The organism is Kitasatospora herbaricolor (assembly GCF_030813695.1).
GTDB classification, from domain to species: domain Bacteria; phylum Actinomycetota; class Actinomycetes; order Streptomycetales; family Streptomycetaceae; genus Kitasatospora; species Kitasatospora herbaricolor.
Genome location: NZ_JAUSVA010000002.1, coordinates 6,374,133 through 6,394,431 on the forward strand (window position 1 = coordinate 6,374,133; position 20,299 = coordinate 6,394,431).

Annotated in this window: 12 protein-coding genes; 6 read left to right on the forward strand and 6 right to left on the reverse strand. The window is 74.0% G+C overall.

Going from position 1 to position 20,299, the window contains the following annotated elements:
• Positions 1-255: 255 nt before the first annotated feature.
• Complete coding sequence (locus J2S46_RS28050; protein WP_229913106.1) at positions 256-4,239, reverse strand: glycoside hydrolase family 84 protein; 3,984 nt, start codon at positions 4,237-4,239, stop codon at positions 256-258.
• Positions 4,240-4,863: 624 nt separating this feature from the next.
• Between J2S46_RS28050 and malQ the strand changes: the two genes are divergently transcribed.
• Positions 4,864-7,044, forward strand: a complete 2,181-nt coding sequence (gene malQ, locus J2S46_RS28055) for a 4-alpha-glucanotransferase (RefSeq protein WP_229913113.1) — start codon at positions 4,864-4,866, stop codon at positions 7,042-7,044.
• Positions 7,045-7,087: 43 nt separating this feature from the next.
• Positions 7,088-7,321: a hypothetical protein gene (locus tag J2S46_RS28060; RefSeq protein ID WP_073928935.1), complete on the forward strand. Its 234-nt coding sequence runs from the start codon at positions 7,088-7,090 to the stop codon at positions 7,319-7,321.
• Positions 7,322-7,462: 141 nt separating this feature from the next.
• On the opposite strand, the gene J2S46_RS28065 is transcribed toward J2S46_RS28060, so the two are convergent.
• The 5 genes from J2S46_RS28065 to J2S46_RS28085 all read right to left on the reverse strand — a co-directional run bounded on the left by J2S46_RS28065 (position 7,463) and on the right by J2S46_RS28085 (position 14,836).
• Positions 7,463-8,209 (reverse strand): FAD:protein FMN transferase, encoded by a 747-nt coding sequence (locus J2S46_RS28065; protein WP_191292531.1) that lies wholly within the window; start codon positions 8,207-8,209, stop codon positions 7,463-7,465.
• Positions 8,210-8,301: 92 nt separating this feature from the next.
• Positions 8,302-8,772, reverse strand: a complete 471-nt coding sequence (locus J2S46_RS28070) for an FMN-binding protein (protein ID WP_191292519.1) — start codon at positions 8,770-8,772, stop codon at positions 8,302-8,304.
• Between the two features lie 97 nt (positions 8,773-8,869).
• A complete protein-coding gene (locus tag J2S46_RS28075; protein WP_191292520.1) occupies positions 8,870-10,252 on the reverse strand; it encodes a ferredoxin reductase family protein in 1,383 nt (460 codons plus the stop codon).
• Positions 10,253-10,438: 186 nt separating this feature from the next.
• On the reverse strand, positions 10,439-13,030 hold the full coding sequence (pepN, locus tag J2S46_RS28080; RefSeq protein ID WP_191292521.1) for an aminopeptidase N: 2,592 nt from the start codon (positions 13,028-13,030) through the stop codon (positions 10,439-10,441).
• 144 nt (positions 13,031-13,174) lie between these two features.
• Positions 13,175-14,836 carry an outer membrane protein assembly factor BamB family protein gene (locus J2S46_RS28085; RefSeq protein WP_191292522.1) on the reverse strand — a complete coding sequence of 554 codons (1,662 nt, stop codon included), beginning with the start codon at positions 14,834-14,836 and terminating at the stop codon, positions 13,175-13,177.
• 506 nt (positions 14,837-15,342) lie between these two features.
• Here J2S46_RS28085 and J2S46_RS28090 point away from each other — a divergent pair.
• The 4 genes from J2S46_RS28090 (at position 15,343) to J2S46_RS28105 (ending at position 20,054) form a co-directional block, all read left to right on the forward strand.
• Positions 15,343-16,545, forward strand: a complete 1,203-nt coding sequence (locus J2S46_RS28090; RefSeq protein ID WP_073928931.1) for an ROK family transcriptional regulator — start codon at positions 15,343-15,345, stop codon at positions 16,543-16,545.
• 166 nt (positions 16,546-16,711) lie between these two features.
• A complete protein-coding gene (locus J2S46_RS28095) occupies positions 16,712-17,806 on the forward strand; it encodes a sugar ABC transporter substrate-binding protein (protein ID WP_191292523.1) in 1,095 nt (364 codons plus the stop codon).
• 158 nt (positions 17,807-17,964) lie between these two features.
• Positions 17,965-18,753 carry an ATP-binding cassette domain-containing protein gene (locus J2S46_RS28100; RefSeq protein WP_191289950.1) on the forward strand — a complete coding sequence of 263 codons (789 nt, stop codon included), beginning with the start codon at positions 17,965-17,967 and terminating at the stop codon, positions 18,751-18,753.
• A complete protein-coding gene (locus J2S46_RS28105; RefSeq protein WP_370882253.1) occupies positions 18,750-20,054 on the forward strand; it encodes a sugar ABC transporter permease in 1,305 nt (434 codons plus the stop codon). The genes J2S46_RS28100 and J2S46_RS28105 overlap by 4 nt, the downstream gene beginning before the upstream one ends.
• Positions 20,055-20,299: the final 245 nt, after the last annotated feature.

Consider the following 20,299-nt stretch of genomic DNA (forward strand, 5'->3'; position numbering starts at 1 on the left):
CACCACGACCATACCGAGTTCGCCGGGGCCCACCCGGTACCGCTCGGCCGGGCGCACGCCGCCCATTCCCTCCCGGTGCACGGCGCCCCCGCGCGCCCCGCGCCGGGCCGCCGCGGGGAGCAGCCCGAACCGCTCTCCGCCTGATCCCGCTCCACAAAGGGCCTGCCCCGTCATATCCCGGTACGCCTCATGGGCCGCCGACGCACCCCGAGCGGGAGCGCCGGCGGCCCGCCGTCCTTACGGCGGCGGCGCGCGTCAGTGCGGCTGCGCCGGGGGCGCGGCGGGGGGCGCGGCCGGAGCGCCCGGCTGCACGGGAGGTGCCACCGGCGGCGCGGCCGGCGTGACCGCGTAGGTCTCGATGCCCCAGAGCGAGTACCCGTACTTGGTGGCCCGCGACACGCCCTGCACCCGCAGGTACACCGCGCCCGGCGCGTCGAAGCGGACCGTCTCGGTGCCGCCGCCGCCGTCGTCCACCGAGGCCACCGTCGTCCAGGACACCCCGTCCGCCGAGGTCTGCACCTTGTACGAGGCGGCGTACGCGGCCTGCCAGTGCAGCACCACCGCGCCCAGGTGGACCGCCTGCGGCAGCTTGAGCTGCACCCAGGCGCTGTCCGAGGCGGGCGAGGACCAGCGGCTCTTCGGGTCGCCGTCGGCCACCGCCGAGGCCGGGAAGGCCGGCGTCTCGTCGCCCGAGGAGGTCGCCGTCGCGGTCGGCGCCAGGTCGGCGCCACCGGTCGGCGGCACCACGTGCACCTGCAGCACCTGCCGCACGCTGGCCGTGCCCGCCGTGAACACCACCGGCACCTGGTACGTCCCGGAGGGCGTCTCCGGGGTGGCCGTGATCAGCAGCGGGGTCCCCACCCGGCCGCCGCGCGGCACCGTCACGGCGGCCACCGGAGTGACCGTCAGCCCCTTGGCGATCGGCGGCACCTCCGTGCGCAGCTCACCGGTCACCCCCTCCGGCCGGCCGGCCTCGACGAACGCGCGGGTCTGCGCGGGCGCGGACGCGCCGGTCACCACGTCCACCGCGGTGTCCGACAGGCTCAGCCGCGCGGCCGGCGTGTCCGCGTACCAGGGGATCACCTGGTTGACGACCGGCGGCTCCCCGCCGGGCTGCCAGGTCAGCCGGACCGCGCCCGCCGGCAGCCCGCCGGCCGGCAGCTCGTTGTAGCCGGGCCGGACCGTGCCGATCTCCGCCCAGCTGCCGTCCGCCCGGCGCACCTGCACCGTCGCGGTGGCCCGCACGCCCGGGTCGGTCAGCACGGTGAGGCGGTCCAGTGGACGGTCGGCGCCCAGCTCCACGGTCAGCGGCTCGTCGGCGGCGGTGGGCGCGGTGGCCGCCCGGTAGGCGGTGTCCGGGTTGTTGTCCAGCACGGCCGCGGCCGAGAAGCCGGGCGTCGCCGCCGGGCCGCCGGAGACGCTCGTCGGGACCTCGCCCGGCGCCGTGACGGTGAACTCGCGGATCGCGACGGCGGTCTTCTGCGCGGCCGTGGCCCGCAGCCGCACCGCCCTCACCACCTCGCCGGCCGGCACCGGCGCCGTGACGCTCTTCTGCCGGCTGACCTGGGCCAGCTGCTTCCAGCCGCCCTCGCCGGTGGAGTACTCCAGCACCCCGTCCCGGATGTAGTCGTCCACCGCGGTCGCGGCGTCCGGGCCGTTGCCCCAGGAGCCCATCAGTACCGTCACGCTGCCGACCGGGCGCCCGTCGCCGAGCGATATCCCCACCGAGTCGCCGGGCTGCGGCGGCGCGGAGCTCCAGTAGAAGGTGCCGGCCTCCCCGTCCGTCATCAGCGCCGGCGGGTGCTCGTTCGCGGCGCCCAGGGTGCTGGTCGGCGTCACGCTGCCGCCCGCCACCCCGGCCCAGGTGTCCGCCACCCGCACGGCGTGCTCCAGGAAGGGGCCCAGCACGCCCCCGCCGACCGTCGCCGGGCTCTGACCGGCCTGGTCGCGCAGCCGGCCGAGCTCCACCCGGGCCTTCCAGGCAGCCGTGCCGTCACCGCCGCGCTGCGCCAGCAGCATGTCGATCGCGGACTGCCCGGCCAGCCCGTACGCCCGCAGCGGGGCCAGCCAGGGGCCGGCCTCGGCGGCCAGCGCGGCCGTCGCCCGGTCGCCCGCCAGGGTCTGCGGAGCCGCCGCCATCGCCCCGAAGGCCTCCCGCAGCGGGGCCGCCGCGTCCAGCAGCCTCGCCTGGTCGGGGGCGTTGCCGGAGGCCGGCTCCAGCGCCGACCAGAACCGCTCCAGCAGCGGCGCCAGGTAGCCGGACTCCTGCTTGGCCAGCGGGGACGAGGAGCTGTTGCCGGCCAGCGCGGTGACCGCGCCCAGCACCGAGGCCGGGCCGGTGACCGGGCCCGCGGCGGGGCCGGCCAGCGAGCGCACGGCGGCCTTCCAGGACTCGTCCGGCTGGTAGCCGGCCGGGTTCCAGGCGAAGTCGCCCGCCGTGGCGAGCGCGATCCGGGAGGCCACCGGCTGCTGCATCGCACCGGTCAGCAGGGCGGCCGAGCGGGCCGCGACCTCCGGGTCCCGGCCGGTGTAGGCGCCCAGGTAGAGGCGGTCCGGGCTGGAGTCGTTGACCGGGTAGTTGTCCAGGGTGACCAGCGGGTGCCCGTACAGCGCGCCGGTGTCGGCGGCCTGAGCGCCGGTGATCTTCTCGGGGATCACCCCGACCCCGCTCCAGGCGATCTGCACGCCCTCGGGCAGCGCCGCCGCCAGGGCCTTGCGGTACGGCGTGGAGCCCTGCTGGTGGTACTCGGTCGGCACCACGGACAGCGGCGCCAGCCCCGGGTTCTTCGCGATCAGCCGTTGCTGCACCTTGCCGACCAGCTCGGCCTGCGCCTTGGCGGCCGCGGCCGGCCCGGAGCCGAAGGCGCGCTTGTCCCCGCCGCAGTGCCACTCGTCGTAGCTGACGTCCAGGAACTGCAGCTGGAAGGAGCCGAAACCGATCCGGCGCAGCCCGTCCAGCTTCGCGATCAGCGCGTCCACGTCCTTGCCGGAGCTGTAGCAGAACGACTGACCGGGGTCGATCGCGTAGCCCAGCGTGATGTGGTTGCGGCGGGCCTCGGCGGCCAGCGCCGCCAGCTCCTCGGCCTGCGCGGCCGGGTAGGCGTCCCGCCAGCGGGCGAGGCGGTACGGGTCGTCGCCGGGGGCGTAGAGGTAGAAGTTCTGCTTGGAGCGGCCCAGGAAGTCCAACTGGTCCAGCCGCTGCTGCTGGGTCCACGGCCGGCCGTAGAAGGCCTCGGCGGTGCCGCGCACCGGCGCGCCGCCCGGCCAGTCGCGCAGCGAGATCCCCGGCAGGCCCAGGGTGCCGGCGTTCGCCTGGGCAGGCTGCGCGACGGGCTCGCCGCCCGGCGCCGGCGCCTGGCCCTGACCGGCCGGGACGGCCGCCAGCAGCTGCCGCAGGCTCTGCGCCGCGTAGTAGGTGCCGGTGGCGTCCACGCCCGCGAGCACCACCGCGCCGTACGTCCCGCCGCCCTGCGCCGCCAGCTGACCCGCCGACAGCACGTACCCGCCGGCCGGCAGCCCGGCCGGCGAGGGCACGGCGCTGTCCTTGTCGCCCGCGGTGGCCGCCAGCTCGCGCAGCACCTGGTCCACCACCGGATCGGCGCCCTCGGCCGGGCCGCCCACGTACACCACCAGCGAACCGGCCGCCGGCTGCGGCGACTCCGGCCGCGGCGTCAACGTGCTCGCCCCGGCGATCGACAGCACCTCGCGCACCGCGTCCACCGCGGCGTCGTCCGCCTTCGGCGCCAGCACCAGCGTCACCTCGGCCGGCACCGACACCGGCCGCCCCGCCACCGTCTGCTGCTGCGGACGCGGGAAGACCTGCGGATTCGCCAGGCTCCCCAGCGGCGTCTGCGCCTCCCCGCCCACCACGTCGGCCGCCGCCGCGTACGCCGTCGGCGCCGCGTACGAGGACGGGGCGCTCACCAGCAGCCCGCCGACCACCGCGGCCGCCGACAGCGTCGCCGCGACCTGCAGGGTCCGCCGACGCTGCGAGGGGACCCGCACCGCGCCCGCGGCCACCGCCCGCTCGGCCCGTACGGACGCCAGCAACGGCTCCGTCCCCTTGATGTCGGCTATCAGCCGGTCCGCCGCCCGCGGCGCCAACTGCCGGGCCGTCCGCGCGGTCGCCCGCCGGGCCGCCAGCGCGGCCGGGTGCTGCAGCACGTCCCGCAGGGCGGCGCTCTGCTCCAACTGCTGCCTCAGCCTGCGGCCGGCGGCGACGGACACACGGGACTGCACAGGGGGCCTCCTCGCAGTGAGTGCCCAGGTCAACGGGCCGGACGCACGGAGTGATCATCGATCGGCGACCGACCCGGGTGCCGCGCTCGGCCACCCACGATCCCCGGTCGCGGCCAAAGCCCACCAGCTGAGACAGGCGGTGTCAACGTGGGCGGCTTGTATATCCGGTTTGTGATGGTTAATCCGTTCGTGGGCGGTGCGCTCGACACGGCGTGTTCCCGGTCCGGGTGGGTTCGTCGGATCGGACCGGGCCGCCTCGTCGTCGAAGGCCGTGACAGCCGCCTGAAGCGGTACGGGGGAGGCGTCGCCTGCGCGCCGTGGTGTCGGCCACCGGGGGCCGGGCGTTGCCGGGGCACCCGACACGACGGGGCGGGGGCAGTGCGGCGGGACGTCCGCCCGGATGCCCCGGCCGACGCCGGACCTCCGGCCGCTGCTCGGTCCGGGAGGCGAGCGCCTCGCCCCCGTCACCCGTCCCGCCGCACCGCCCCCGCCCCGTCGTGTCGTGCCGGGTCGGCCGACCCCCGCGCGGGTAGGACTTGTGCTGTCCCGTACGGGCGTCGCCGAGACCCGCAGGAGCCGCGAGTGGCCGCATACCTCGACCGTGACGAAACAGGCAGCCGGCAGGTGCCGGCGCAGGACGCCCCGCCGCCTCCGCCGGAGTTGGTGGCGCTGGCGCACGCGCACGGCGTGGACAGTACGTACGACCCGGGCAGCGGGCCGGTGCCGGTGGGCGCGCGGACGCTGGTGGCGGTGCTGGCCGCGCTGGGGGTGGAGGCGGGGACGCCGGAGGCCGTCAGGGAGTCGATGGAGCGTCATCTGGCGCAGGCCAAGGCCAGGTTGCTGCCGCCGAGCGTGGTGGTGCGGGCCGGGCGGCGGACGGCGCTGGACGTGCCGGCCGACGCCCGGGTGAGCATCGAGCTGGAGGACGGCGGCGAGTGGACGCTGCCCGCCGCCCGCTCGCACTGGCTGCCCGCGGACCTGCCGCTCGGCCGGCACCGGCTGCTGGCCGTGGTGGGCGAGCGGCGGGCAGAGGCGGCGCTGATCGTCGCGCCGGAGCGGCTGGACGCTCTGCGGGGCCGCAGTTGGGGGTTCCTGGCGCAGCTGTACTCGGTGCTGTCGGAGCGGTCCTGGGGGATGGGCGACCTGGGGGACCTCGCCGAGCTGGCGCAGTGGGCGGGCGCCGGGCTGGGCGCCGGCTTCGTGCAGATCAACCCGCTGCACGCGGCGCTGCCGGGGGTGCCCTCCGACCCGTCGCCGTACCGCCCCTCCTCGCGACGGTTCGCCGATCCGGTGCACCTGCGGGTCGAGGCCGTCCCCGAGTACGCGTACCTGCGGCCGGGGCAGCGCGGCCGGGTGGAGGACCTGGCGCGCCGGGCCGGCCTGCTGCGGGCGGAGGTGCTGGAGCACGACGGGCTGATCGACCGGGACGCGGTCTGGACGCTGAAGAGCGAGGCACTGGAGCTGCTGCACCAGGCCCCGCGCGGGGTGGGGCGCGAGGCCGCGTACCGGGCGTACGTCCGGCGGGAGGGCGCGTGGCTGGAGAAGTACGCCGTCTGGTCGGCGCTCGCCGAGGCGCACGGAAGTGACTGGCACGCCTGGCCGAAGGGCCTGCGCCGCCCCGACAGCCCGCACGTCACGCTGGCGAGCGGCGAGCTTGCCGCCCGGGTGGAGTTCCACCGCTGGCTGGCCTGGCAGGTGGACGAGCAGCTCGGGCAGGCCCAGCAGGCCGCCGAGCGGGCCGGTATGACCGTCGGGCTGATCCACGACCTCGCCGTCGGCGTGCACCCGAACGGCGCGGACGCCTGGGCGCTCCAGGACGTGCTGGCCACCGGCATCTCCACCGGCGCCCCGCCGGACGCCTTCAACGCCCACGGCCAGGACTGGGGCCTGCCGCCCTGGCGCCCGGACGCGCTGGCCGCCGCCGGCTACGCCCCGTACGCCGAACTGCTGCGCTCGGCCGCCCGGCACGCCGGCGCGCTGCGGATCGACCATGTGATGGGGCTGTTCCGGCTCTGGTGGGTGCCGGAGGGCCACCGCCCGACCGAGGGCGCGTACGTGCGCTACGACGCGGAGGCGATGCTCGGCGTGCTGGCCCTGGAGGCGCACCGGGCCGGGACGGCGGTCATCGGTGAGGACCTCGGGACGGTCGAACCGGGCGTGCGCGAGGTGTTGGCGGCGCGCGGGATCCTCGGCACCTCCGTCCTGTGGTTCGAGCGGGACTGGCAGGCGAAGGGCGAGATCCTGCCGCCCGCCCGCTGGCGCGCCGACTGCCTGGCCACCCTGACCACGCACGACCTGCCGAGCACCGCCGCCCGCCTCTCCGGCGAGCACGTGGAGCTGCGCCACCGGCTGGGGCTGCTGGCCCGCGCGCTGGGCGAGGAGCAGGCCGAGGCGGCGGCCGAACTGGCCGACTGGCGGGCCGAACTGACCCGGCTGGGCCTGCTGGCGAAGGGTGAGCCGCTGGACCCGCAGGTGCTGCACCGGTTCCTGCTGGCGACGCCGGCCGAGCTGGTGGGCGTCTGGCTGCCCGACACCGTCGGCGACCCGCGCCCGCAGAACCTGCCCGGCACCTGGGACCAGTACCCCAACTGGCGGCTCCCGGTGGCGGACGCGGCCGGCCGGCCGCTCACCCTCGACCGGCTGGCCGCCGCACCCGGCACCGCCGCCCTCGTCTCGGTGCTGGCGGAGCTGAACCGTCAAGGCGGCGGGGAGGACGGGAAGGGCAGGACGGGCGCGGCGGGCGCGAAGGAACCCGCGGAGGCGCAGCGCCCCGGCCCGGCCCCGGCGGCGGGCCCGGAAGGCTGACCCCGGCGCGCGGCCCCGGGTAAGGGGCCGGTACGGTGGAAACGTGGACAAGAGGAACGCTTTGCGCGCCGGTGCGGTCTCCGCAGCGGCCACGCTGATGATGCTGATGTCGTCGCCCGCCATGGCCCTGACCCGGGACGACGGCGACGACCCGGGCGCCGGTCTGAGCGTTGCCCAGACCCTCGGCCTGTACGTGGCGATCCCGATCGTGCTGTTCGCGGTCATCGCCGGTCTCGTCATGCTGCCGTCGGTGGTCGGCAAGGACAAGAAGAAGTAGGCGCCTCCCACCGGATCACGCCGTACGACCGCCCCGCCCGCCCACCGTGGCCGGCGGGGCGGTCGCGTGTCGGGCGGGGCCCGGCGCGCGCGGCGGTCGCTTGTCGGGCCGGCCACCGCGTACGGGGCCGGGCCGGTCCCGTCAGGCCCGGCCGAGCGGGACGCCCGACGCCACCAGGGCGGGGAAGCCGCTCGTCCAGCGCTTGCGGCCGTCCGGCAGGACCGCCAGCGCCTCCAGGCCGGGGCGGGCCTCGGCCCAGGCCAGGCCGCGCCGGGGGCCCATCGCGAAGGCCGCCGTGGCCCGGGCGTCGGTACGGGCCAGGCCCCGGCCGACCAGGGTGAGCGAGAGCAGGCCGGTGGCCGGCCGGCCGCTGTGCGGGTCCAGGATGTGCGGGCCGCGCTCGGCGGTGCCCGAGGTGGCCACCGCCAGGTCGTGGCCCGCCACCACCGCGCTGAGGGCGCCGGGCCTGGTGGGGTGGGCGATCCCGACCCGCCACGGGCCGCCGACGCACTGGACGTCGCCGCCGCCGGAGACGCTGAGGTCGCTCGCACCCGCCGCGCGGAGCAGGCCGGCCGCCTCCTCCACGGCCCAGCCCTTCACCCAGCCGCTCGGATCCAGCCGCCCGCCGGGGTGGGCGGTGAACCAGCCGTCCGTCTCGTCGGCGACCTCCCGGCAGCGGTCGAGCACCTCGGCGACCTCCGGGTCGCAGTCGGCGAGGGTGGTCTCGGCCCTGGCCAGCCGGCTGACCTGGCTGTCCCGCCAGTAGGGGGAGAAGACCTGGTCGATCCGGTGCAGCCGGTCCACGGCCCGCCGCAGCGCGGCCTCCACGCCGGCCCGCCGGGCGCCCTGCCCCGCGTCGCGGACGGTGAACGAGAACACGGTGCCCATCACGTGCTCGGCGTGCCGCAGCGGGGCGCCGTGACCGGCGGCGGGCCGTACGACGCGGAACGACGTGGCCGGGAGGGCACTCGGCGAGGCGGTCATCGGCCGGCCGCCCGGTCGAGGGCGCTCTGCAGCGAGGTGGTGTAGCCCTGGCTGGTGAAGGTGGCGCCGGAGACGACGTCGATGTCGGCGCTCTGCGCGTCGACGGCCTCCTGGTTGAGCAGCGGCACCGCGTAGCTGTTGATCTCCTGGTCGCGCCGGTCGTGCGTGGGGTACTGGATCGCCTCCACCTTGGTGATCTTCGTGCCGTCCAGGGTGACCTTGACCTGGACCGGGCCGAACCGGGTGTCGGCGGCGGTGCCGGTGACCGTCCGCACGGTCCCGGCGGCGGCGCCCGTCCCGGCGGACGGGCTCGCGGCATCGGCCTCGCTGCCGGTCCCGGCGCCCGTTCCCGTACCGGTGCCCGTGCCGACGGCGGCCGGGACGGTGGCCGCCTCGTGCGGCTTGAGCGAGAGCAGCAGGACTATGCCGGCCACGGTGGCGCTGCTGGCGACGACGGCTCTGCGCACGGGGACTCCCGAAAGGATCTGGGGACGGTGGTTTCTGATGACGGCCGGCTGCGCGGCCCTGCCAGGCCGGGCCTCACGGACCGGACGAGGCCGGGCCTCACAGGCTGAACGACTCGTGGTGGATGCGCCCGCGGGGCACCCCGGCCGCCCGCAGCGACCGGACGGTGGCCTCGGCCAGCGCGTCCGGCCCGCAGAGGAAGACCTCCTGCCGGGCCAGCCCCGGGACCAGCCGGGCGAGCGCGGCGCCGGTGTCACCGACCTCCGCGCGCGGGCCGAGCAGGTAGTGCACCCGGGCGCCCCGCGCGGCCGCGACCGTGGCCAGCTCCGCCCGGAACAGCACGTCCGCCGCGCTGCTGGCCCGATAGACCAGGGTCAGCCCGCCGCGCGGCGCCGGCAGGCTCTCGAACAGGGCCCGCAGCGGCGTGATCCCCACCCCGGCCGCCAGCAGCAGCACGGGCCGGCCCCGGTCCCGGACCCGGCGGGCGGTGAGGGCGCCGTACGGTCCCTCGGCGCGGACGGCGGTACCGGGCCTCAGGGCCGCCACGGCGGCGCTGTGCCGGCCGAGGTCCTTGACCGTGAAGCGCAGGAAGTCGGGGTGCGGCGGCGCGGACAGTGAGTACGGGTTGGCCGTCCAGCGCAGTCCGGGGGCCTGGAACTGCAACCGGAAGAACTGGCCGGCCTCGGCCCGCAGCTCCGGCAGCCGCCGCCCGGTGACGAAGACCGAGACGACCCCGGGTGCCTCGGGCCGGACCTCGGCGACCCGCAGCCGGTGCCGCCGGTCGCGCAGGGCGGGGACGGCCAGCCGGTACCAGCCCACCGCGGCGGCGGTGCCCAGGTACAGCGCGTACCACCCGGCCCGGGCGGGCCCGGGGCCGAGGTCGGCGCCGTTGGTGAGCTGGTGGCCGAAGCCGAGGGCGACCGCCAGGTAGGTCGTCAGGTGCAGGTGGTACCAGGTGTCGTAGCCGATCCGGCGGCGGGCGGCCCGGGCCGAGACGGCGCCGACGCCGAGCATCAGCAGGGTGGCGAAGGTCGCCTTCAGCATGTCCGGGTAGTGCAGCACGACGTCGACGGCCTCGCCGGCCACGTTCCGGTGCACGGTCAGCGCGTAGCCCCACACGATCGTGAGCACGTGGACGGTGAGCAGGCCGACCAGGTAGCGGCCGCCGGCGGCGTGCCAGCGGGTCAGGCGGTCCGCGCCGAGGCCGCGTTCCAGCGGTGGGAGCCGGGCCGTCAGCAGGATCAGGACGGGCGCGGTGTAGCCGGCCAGCAGGCCGGTGATCCGCCCGGCGCCGGTCAGCCACTGGTCCGCGCCGCTGATCGACCGGGTGTCCTGCCACCAGAGCGCCAGCACGGCGGCCGCGCCGGCCCCGACGAGGGCGAGGACGGTGGCGGCGAGGGTGTCGGCGGGCAGCCGGGGTCGGCGGGCCGGGCGAGGGGGTGTCCGGTGGGCCCGGCGGGCGGTGGTGGCGGGAGTGGTCATGGGCTGGCCTCCTTGGCGAGCCAGCGTGCCACCGGAAGATGGGCGTTTCCTTTGAAAATCCCTACGGGATCGACAGAGCCCGGGCCGGGAACGCCGGAGCGGGCCGGTGCCGGAGGTGGATCACCTCCGGCACCGGCCCGCCCACGGGTGTCTCGAACACCTCAGTACGTCAGTGCCTCAGTACCCTCAGTGCCCCAGCTCCCGGGCGCCCGCCGCCCGGTCGGCGGCCTGGGCCCGCAGGGCGCGCTCGACGCCGTCACGGGCCTCCACGACCTGGCGGCGCAGGGCCGGCACCGGCTCGGCCGAGGCCAGCCAGGCGTCGGTGGCGTCCAGGGTGGCCTGCTCGACCTGGACGGAGGGGTAGAGCCCGACCACGATCTGCTGCGCGATCTCGTGGCTGCGGCTCTCCCAGACGTCCTTGACCGCCGCGAAGTACTTCGCGGTGTAGGGCGCGAGCAGCTCGCGCTGGTCCGAGTCGACGAAGCCGGCGATGACCGCGTCCTGCATGTAGTTGGTCAGCTTGTCCGACTCGACGACCGAGGCCCAGGCCTCCGCCTTGGCGGCGGCGGTCGGCCGGGCGGCGCGGCAGGTCGCGGCGTGCTCCTCGCCGGCGGCCGTGCGGTCCCGGGCGAGTTCGGCCTCGATGGCCGCCTCGTCGGCGCGGCCGGCGGCGGCCAGCCGCCCGAGCAGCGTCCAGCGCAGCTCGGTGTCGACGGCCAGGCCCTTCAGCTCGACCGAGCCGTCCAGCAGGCCGGCGAGCAGCGCGAGCTGCCCGTCAGTGCGGGCGACGGCGGCCAGCGCGCGGGTCCAGGCCAGCTGGTGGTCGCTGCCGGGCTCGGCGGCGCGCAGCTGCTCCTCGGCGGCGGCGGCCCAGCGGCCGAGGCCCTGCTCGCGCCAGGCCGGGTCGGTGTAGACGTCCAGCGCGGCGCGGACCTGGCGGTGCACCGACTGGACGACGCCGATGTCGGACTCCCGGGGCAGGCCGGAGAGGGCCAGCGTCAGGTAGTCGCGGGCGGCCAGCTCGCCGTCGCGGGTCATGTCCCAGGCGGAGGCCCAGCACAGGGCGCGCGGCAGCGAGTCGGCGAAGGCGCCGAGGTGCTCGGTGACGAAGGCCAGCGAGTCCTCGTCCAGGCGGACCTTGGCGTACGACAGGTCGTCGTCGTTGAGCAGCAGCACGGCGGGCTTGCGGCGGCCGGTCAGCTGCGGCACGGCGGTACGGGCCCCGTCGACGTCCAGCTCGATCCGCTCGGTGCGGACGAGCTTGCCGTCCTGCAGCTCGTAGGCGCCGATGGCGATCCGGTGCGGGCGCAGCACGGCCTCGCCCTTGGCGCCGGCGGGCAGCGCGGGCGCCTCCTGCAGGACCGCGAGCGACTCGATGGTGCCGTCGGCGGCCAGCGTCAGCTCGGGGCGCAGGATGTTGATGCCGGCCGTCTCCAGCCAGGCCTTGGACCAGGCGCCGAGGTCGCGGCCGCTGGTCTCCTCCAGGGCGCCGAGCAGGTCGCTGAGGCGGGTGTTGCCCCAGGCGTGGCGCTTGAAGTAGGCCTGGACGCCCTTGAAGAAGGCGTCCTGCCCGACGTACGCCACCAGCTGCTTGAGCACCGAGGCGCCCTTGGCGTAGGTGATGCCGTCGAAGTTGACCATGACGTCCTCGAGATCGTTGATCTCGGCCATGATCGGGTGGGTGGAGGGGAGCTGGTCCTGGCGGTAGGCCCAGGTCTTCATCTGGTTGGCGAAGGTGGTCCAGGAGTGCGGCCACTTGGAGCCGGGGGCCTCGGCCTGGCAGACGGCCTCGGCGAAGGTCGCGAACGACTCGTTCAGCCAGAGGTCGTTCCACCACTCCATGGTGACCAGGTCGCCGAACCACATGTGGGCCAGCTCGTGCAGGATGGTCGCGGCCCGCGACTCGTACGCGGCGTCGGTCACCTTGGACCGGAACACGTACTGGTCGCGCAGCGTCACGGCGCCCGCGTTCTCCATCGCGCCGGCGTTGAACTCCGGGACGAAGAGCTGGTCGTACTTGGCGAAGGGGTAGGCGAAGTCGAACTTCTCCTGGAAGTAGTCGAACCCCTGCTTGGTGACGGCGAACACGGCGTCGGCGTCCAGGAACTCACGCAGCGACGGCCGGCAGTAGACGCCGAGCGGCACCTTCTGGGCGCCGTTCTCGTAGCTGTCGAAGACGCCGACGTACGGGCCGGCGATCAGCGCGGTGATGTACGAGGAGATCCGGCCGGTGGGCTCGAACTCCCACACCTGGGTGGGGCCTTCGCCGGCCGGGGTCGGGGTGGGGGAGTTGGAGACGACGACCCAGCCGGTGGGGGCGGTCACGGTGAACCGGAACGCGGCCTTGAGGTCCGGCTGTTCGAAGGAGGCGAAGACGCGGCGGGCGTCCGGGACCTCGAACTGGGTGTAGAGGTAGGTCTCGCCGTCGACCGGGTCGACGAAGCGGTGCAGGCCCTCGCCGGTGTTGGTGTAGGCGCAGTCGGCGACCACCCGCAGCTCGTTCTCGGCGCGCAGGCCGGGCAGGGCGATCCGGCTGTCGGCGAAGTTGGCGACCGGCAGGCTCTCGCCGTTGAGCACGATCTCGCTGACGCTCGGCGCCACCAGGTCGATGAAGCTGGACGCCCCGGGGGTGCTGGCACCGAACCGGACCACGGTGGTGGACCGGAAGGTGCCGCCTTCGCGGGCCGAGCTCAGGTCGAGCTCGATGTCGTACGCGTCCACGTGGAGGAGCTGGGCCCGGGTGCGGGCCTCCTCACGGGTCAGGTTTGTGCCAGGCACTCGCAGGACTCCTTCGTCAGGCAGGGATGCTCCGCATCCTCCCATGGCCGGAGGGCCGCAGCGGGGGAATACCCGGGGCCGGGCGGGGCCGCCCCCGCGGGGCCGGGCGGCGCCGCCCGGCCCGGCCCCGCGGCGGCCACGGGCTCAGCCCTTGGTGAACCTGATGACGGGTTCGCCGGTGCTGGTCTTCGGGAAGGCCACCAGCGAGCCGTTGTCGGTGACGACGAACTCGGTGATGCTCCAGATCAGCGTGCCGGACTTGGGCTTGGCGACCGGGCCGAGCTCGGTGACGGCGCCGTCGGCCTTGCCGAGCGTCACCAGCTTGCCGGGCTTGCTGTACCCGTTGGCGACGACGGCCCGCACCGCGCCGTCCTTGTCGGTGCCGGAGACCAGCCGCAGGCCCTGCTCGCTGCCGCCGTTCTGCTCCCAGAGCTTCTTGCCGGCGGTCAGGTCGTAGGCCTCGATCGACGGCTTGCTGGTGCTGCCGGCCTGGACGTACAGCGTCGTGCCGCTGACCACGTTGAGGGTGAAGGCGTCCGAGGAGTCGGAGAACCGCAGGCTGTCGCTGCCGGCCTCCTTGGTCGGGACCTTGGCCATCGGCTTGCCGGCGGCGTCGAAGCCCACCACGTAGTCGCCGCCGGTGCCGCCGGACATCGCCAGCACCAGCGGCTTGTCGGAGAGCACCGTGCCGAGCCGCTCGCTGGTGCCCTCCAGCGCGAACTGGGCGCCGGACTTGCCGGTCTCCGCGTCGAGCACCTGGAGGGTGGCCTTGGTCGTGGTGGTGCTGCCGTAGCAGCGGTCGGTCAGCACGACGCTGGTTCCGGCCGCCTTGGCCCCCGAGGTGCTGCAGTTCTTCTCGCGGGGCTGGTACGTCCAGACGGGGGAGCCGTCGGCGACGCTGAAGCCGCCGAGGGCGGAGCCGGCGCCCACCGCGACGACCTTGTCGGTGATGCTGAGGGTGGGGGCGTAGATCCGCTCGGCGTCGATCTTCTTGGACCAGAGCAGCTGGCCGGTGGTGATGTCGACCGCCCCGAGGGTGGAGCAGTCCCCGTCACCGGTGTTGAGGGCGACGGCGGCCACGCCCTTGCTGTTGTGGCCGTAGGACATCGAGCAGAACTCCTTGGTGCCGGCCGGCGGGGCGAGCGACCAGGCCTCCTTGCCGTCGGAGCTGCTGTACGCCTTGATGCCGCCCTCGTCGCCGCGGACGATCAGCTTCTCGCTGCCCCAGATGCCGAGCAGGCCGGCGGAGTGCGAGCCCTGAGTCCTGGGCGCCGCCCAGGCCACGTTGTAGGTGCCGGCCGGGCCGCCGCCGGTGGGGCTCTTCGGGTCCTTGTCGTCGAACAGGACGAAGAGGCCGATGACGATGGCGACCACCAGCAGCGCGCAGACCGCGCCGCCGTACACCAGCACCGGGTTGCGCTTGCGCGGGGCGGGGACCGCCGGGCCTGGGTAGCCGTAGCCGGGCTGCTGGGGGAACGCGGGCGCGGGTGCCTGCGGCGGGTAGCCGTAGCCGCCGGCGGTGGGCGGCGGGGTCTGCTGCGCCTGGAAGGGCTGCGCCGGGGTTCCCGCGTACGGGTCGAAGGGCCCGACCGGGCCGCCGGGGGCCGGCTGCGGAACCTGGGGCTGCTGCGGGGCGTTCTGGGCGGGGAAGGCCGCGGCGGTCGGCTGGTAGGCGTAGTCGCCGCCGTGGGCCGGGGCGGCCGTGGCGGGGGGCCCGGCCGGTGTGGTGACGGGTGCGCCGCCGAGTTGTGTCATCTGGTCGGCCAGCGCGGCCGGGTCGGCCTCCGGCCTGCGGCCGAAGGACACACCCCGCTGCTGCGGCGGACCGCCTGAGGTGTCGCCTGTACCCGGATTCGGGTGGTCCCCTGCCATCTGATGCCCCGTCGTGTCGTAGGAGGGTCCGCCGGCCGCGGGCCGGCGTCGCGGCGTCCGGACTCCGCTCCTGCTCCCGACCCCCCACCGGCGGACCCTCTCAGCGTCCCGCCCCCGCGCCTGGTGGGCCCGAGGCTGCTGGGGCGGGTGAGATTGGGGACCATCGTAAGGGGGACGGGTTTTCCGGTGGCCGCAGGTGGGCCGTCGGGGGCACCGTTCCCGGGTGAACCGGAGCTCGGCAGAGGTTTCGCAACGATGTTTGTTCGGCCTTGACGCGACGTTCCGGGGTTGGCTGAGCTTAGAGTTCAGAAGTTGAAAGTGAACAGTTGGTTGAGGGATCCACATCTTCCGGTGACCCGGCCACTGACACAACGGACTCCGCCGCAACGGCGCGGCAAGGGCGGGGACGTCAGGTCCCCGCGCCCTTGGGAGGGTGAATCATGTCGACGGACACACCGGGATCGCAGTCCTCACTGCACCGGGCGAATCTCGAACGAGTGCTGCGAGCGGTCAGGATGGCCGGCTCGCTGACACAGGCGGAGATCGCGCGCAGTACCGGACTCTCGGCGGCCACGGTGTCGAACATCGTCCGGGAGCTCAAGGAGAGCGGCACCGTCGTGGTCGCCGACACCTCCTCCGGCGGCCGCCGGGCCCGCAGCGTCTCGCTCAGCGGTGACGCGGGCATCGTGGTCGGCATCGACTTCGGCCACACCCACCTGCGGGTCGCCGTCGGCAACCTGGCGCACCGGGTGCTGGCCGAGGAGAGCGAGCCGATCGACGTGGACGTCTCGGCGCAGCAGGGCTTCGACCGGGCCGAGGCACTGGTCGACCGGCTGCTCCAGCAGGCCGGGTTCAACCCGGACAAGGTGATCGGCGTGGGCCTGGGCGTGCCCGGCCCGATCGACGTGGAGACCGGCGCGCTGGGCTCCACCGCGATCCTGCCCGGCTGGACGGGCATCGCGCCCGGCCGCGAGCTGGCGACCCGGCTGGGCATGCCCGTGCACGTGGACAACGACGCCAACCTCGGCGCGCTCGGCGAGCTGGTCTGGGGCGCCGGGCGGGGGCTGAGCGACCTGGCGTACATCAAGGTGGCCAGCGGCGTGGGCGCCGGCCTGGTCATCAACGGGCAGATCTACCGAGGTCCGGGCGGTACGGCGGGCGAGATCGGGCACATCACCCTGGACGAGGCCGGGCCGGTCTGCCGCTGCGGCAACCGCGGCTGCCTGGAGACTTTCGTCGGTTCCCGCTACCTGCTCAATCTCTTGAACGCCAACCTGGGCGGCGACCTCACGTTGTCGAAGGTCGTGCAGCTCGCCCAGCAGGGCGATCTGGGTTGCCGTCGGGTGATCGCGGACGCCGGCCGACAGATCGGCAGTGGCGTGGCTACGCTCTGCAACCTGTTGAACCCCCGGCGGATCATCCTCGGTGGTGACCTCGCCGAGGCCGGTGAACTGGTGCTTTCCCCTATCCGGGACTCCGTGGCCCGCTATGCGATCCCCAGCGCGGCCCGCCAGTTGTCGGTGGTTCCGGGCACGCTGGGTGGTCGTGCGGAGGTTCTGGGAGCGCTTGCCCTGGTGATGAGCGAGATGGGCGAATCGGGCGCTCTGGGGCGTACCGGGCACGCTGTGGGCGCGCGTTCCTGACTTGGAGCTACCCCGTTTGGTATCGGGTAAGCGTTCAGGAAGATAACGAAAGGGTTTGGATCCGCCGGAGGTTGGATTTACTTATTGACGGCATGTGCCGGGTGCGGGTTGACTCCCTCCCACCTCGCCGCAGCGTTGCGGCAATGTCAGGGAGGCAACCCCCACCATGAACGCAATGATGCGTCGCGCTGTCATCGCCACCGCCGCCGTCTCGATGGCTCTGTCCATGGCAGCCTGCGGCAAGGCCGGCGACGACAAGAAGAGCTCCGACAAGGCCGGCGACACCAAGTCCATCGGCCTGCTGCTCCCCGAGAACGCGTCGTCCACGCGTTACGAGTCCTTCGACAAGCCGTTCATCGAGGCCAAGGTCGCGGCCCTCTGCCCCGACTGCAAGGTCAAGTACAGCAACGCCGAGGGCTCTGCCTCGAAGCAGAAGCAGCAGTTCGACACCCTGATCGCCGAGGGCGTCAAGGTCATCATCCTGGACGCGTTCGACGCCAAGTCGACCCAGTCCTGGGTGAAGGAAGCCGCCGACAAGGGCGTCAAGGTCGTCGCGTACGACCGCCTGGCCACCGGCCCGGTCGCCGCCTACGTCTCCTTCGACAACCAGAAGGTCGGCGAGCTCCAGGGCCAGGCCCTGGTCGAGGCCCTCGGCGCCAAGGCCGCGGACGCCAACATCGTCATGATCAACGGTGACGAGGCCGACCCGAACGCGGCGCTCTTCAAGTCCGGCGCCCACAAGGTGCTCGACGGCAAGGTCAAGAAGGTCGTCTACGAGGCCTCCGGCGAGTGGAAGCCCACCGTCGCCGGCCAGAAGATCGGCACCGCGATCACCAGCCTGGGCAAGGACGGCTTCCAGGCCGTCTACTCCGCCAACGACGGCATGGCCGCGGCGATCATCACCCAGCTGAAGTCCTCCGGCATCAACGTCCCGGTCGGTGGCCAGGACGCGGGCATCGACGCGATCCAGCGCATCGTCTCCGGTGACCAGGCCTACACGATCTACAAGGCCTACAAGCCGCTCGCCGACAGCGCCGGCGAGCTCGCCGTCAACCTGCTGCAGGGCAAGGACGTCAAGTCGATCGCGTCGTCGACCATCGACAGCGACACCGACAAGGGCATCCCGGCCAAGCTGCTGGAGCCGAAGGTCGTCAACAAGGCCAACGTCCAGAGCACGGTCATCGCCGACGGCCTGTACAAGGTCGCCGACATCTGCACCGGCGACTACGCCGCCGCCTGCGCGACCGCGGGCCTGAAGTAGTCAGACCGCCGCGACGGCCCCTCCCCAGGGGTCGTCGCGGCCCTGCGCGTGCGTCCCGCCGCGCACCCCCTTATTTCTCGCACTACTCCCTTCGCGCCCGGGTCGGCGCGCGTCGGCCGTCCCACCTCGTGCAACAGAGGCCGGGCGGGAAGAAGGAGATGGTTCAGTTGACAAGCGCACCCGTACTGGCGTTGCGCGGGGTCTCCAAGCGCTTCGGTGCCGTTCAGGCGCTCACCGACGTTCACCTGGAGGTCCACGCCGGAGAGGTCGTCGCCCTGGTCGGCGACAACGGCGCAGGCAAGTCCACGCTGGTCAAGACGATCGCAGGCGTTCACCCGATCGACGAGGGGTCGATCGAGTGGGAGGGCCGCGAGGTCCGCATCAACCGCCCGCAGGACGCCCAGGGCCTGGGCGTCGCGACGGTCTACCAGGACCTCGCGCTGTGCGACAACCTCGACGTCGTCGGCAACCTCTTCCTCGGCCGTGAGCTGCGCCGCTTCGGCACGCTGGACGAGGTCGCGATGGAGAAGCGCGCCAAGGAGCTGCTCGACACGCTGTCGATCCGCATCCCCAGCGTCCGGATCCCGATCGCCGCGCTCTCCGGCGGTCAGCGCCAGGTGGTGGCCATCGCCCGCGCCCTGGTCGGTGACCCGAAGATCGTCATCCTGGACGAGCCGACCGCCGCCCTCGGCGTCGAGCAGACCGCCCAGGTGCTCGACCTGGTCGAGCGGCTTCGCGAGCGCGGCCTCGGCGTGATCCTGATCAGCCACAACATGGCGGACGTCAAGGCCGTCGCCGACACCGTGGCGGTCCTGCGCCTCGGACGCAACAACGGTGCGTTCGACGTCGCCTCCACCACCCACGAAGAAATCATCTCCGCCATCACCGGAGCCACGGAGAACGCCGTGACCCGGCGTCAGGCACGCATCGCGGAGGTAGCGAAGTGAGCACCAACAACACCGAGGCCACCAAGGCCTCCGCCGTGAAGGAAGCACCGGCCCAGGAGCCCGTGCCCACCGCCGCCCCCGCACTGGACCCGCGCCTGCTGGTCCGCGAGGAGGGCCTGGCCGGCTACGTCGCGGACTTCAAGCGCAAGATCAAGAGCGGCGAGCTCGGCTCGGTGCCGGTCGTCCTCGGCCTGATCCTGATCGCCGCGATCTTCCAGAGCCTGACCGGCAACTTCCTGAACGCGGACAACCTCACCAACATCACGCTGTGGATCGTGGGCCCCGGCCTGATCGCGGTCGGCATCGTGTTCGTGCTGCTGCTCGGTGAGATCGACCTCTCGCTCGGCTCGGTGGCCGGTGTCTCGGCGGCCATCGCCGGTGTCCTGTCGGCCCGCCAGGGCGTCAACGAGTGGCTGTCGATCCTGATCGCGCTGGCCGCCGGTGTCGCCATCGGCGCGCTGCACGGCTTCTTCTTCGCCAAGATCGGCGTCCCCGCCTTCGTCGTCACCCTCGCGGGCCTGCTCGCCTGGAGCGGCCTGCAGCAGTCGGTGCTCGGTGACAAGGGCACCGCCAACGTCGTGAACAACGGCGTCATCGCGGACCTGGACCACTACTTCCTCGGTGACGGCGACATCGCCATCACCTGGATCTTCGCCGTCGCCGGCATAGCCCTCTTCCTGGCCGGCCAGGTGCTCGACAGCCGCCGCCGCAGCGCGGCCGGGCTGCCGGCCCGCCCGATGAGCGAGATCGGCCTGCGCACCGGCGTGCTGGCGCTGATCGCGATCGCCGCGGCGTACATGCTGAACCAGAGCCGTGGCCTGCCGCTGCCGCTGGTGATCTTCCTCGGCATCGTGATCGTCACCGACTTCGTGCTCCGCCGCACCTCCTACGGCCGGCAGATCTTCGCGGTCGGCGGTGGCATCGAGGCCGCCCGCCGCGCGGGCATCAACGTCGCCTGGGTCCGGATCTCGGTCTTCATGATCTCGGCCGGCATGGCCGCCCTCGGCGGGCTGTTCATCATGTCCCAGCAGGGTTCGGCCGACAAGGCGCTCGGCAGCGGCAACGTCCTGATGAACTCCATCGCGGCGGCCGTCATCGGCGGCACCAGCCTCTTCGGCGGCCGGGGCAAGACCTGGTCGGCGCTGCTCGGCATCCTGGTGATCCAGTCGATCATCACCGGCCTCGACCTGGTCCACGTCGACCAGGCCATCCAGTACATGATCACCGGCGCGGTGCTGCTCGCCGCGGTCGTCCTGGACTCCGTGTCCCGCCGGACGCAGAAGTCCTCCGGCCGAGGCTGACGCCCCGCCCGGAAGCAACTGTGAGGCCCGGCACCCGAACCGATCGGGTGCCGGGCCTCGTCCTGTCATGTGCGGTCGCCGACCGTGTCCGGTGCCGCCGGGCCGCGTCGGACACGGCGCAGGACACGACAACGGCGGGCGCGCCGCTCGGCGTCCGGCAGGCGGACATTAGACTCGACCAGCCGGGACGAACCGACACCGTCGGTTCGCGGCGCCGGCATGGGCGGCCAAGCCCGTCGGATCCG

Coding starts and splice junctions, on each gene's coding strand:
- J2S46_RS28095 (WP_191292523.1), top strand. CDS start 16,712: ATGAACGCAATGATGCGTCGCGCTGTCATCGCCACCGCCGCCGTCTCG.
- J2S46_RS28075 (WP_191292520.1), bottom strand. CDS start 10,252: ATGACCACTCCCGCCACCACCGCCCGCCGGGCCCACCGGACACCCCCT.
- J2S46_RS28065 (WP_191292531.1), bottom strand. CDS start 8,209: ATGGGCACCGTGTTCTCGTTCACCGTCCGCGACGCGGGGCAGGGCGCC.
- J2S46_RS28100 (WP_191289950.1), top strand. CDS start 17,965: ATGGTTCAGTTGACAAGCGCACCCGTACTGGCGTTGCGCGGGGTCTCC.
- J2S46_RS28090 (WP_073928931.1), top strand. CDS start 15,343: ATGTCGACGGACACACCGGGATCGCAGTCCTCACTGCACCGGGCGAAT.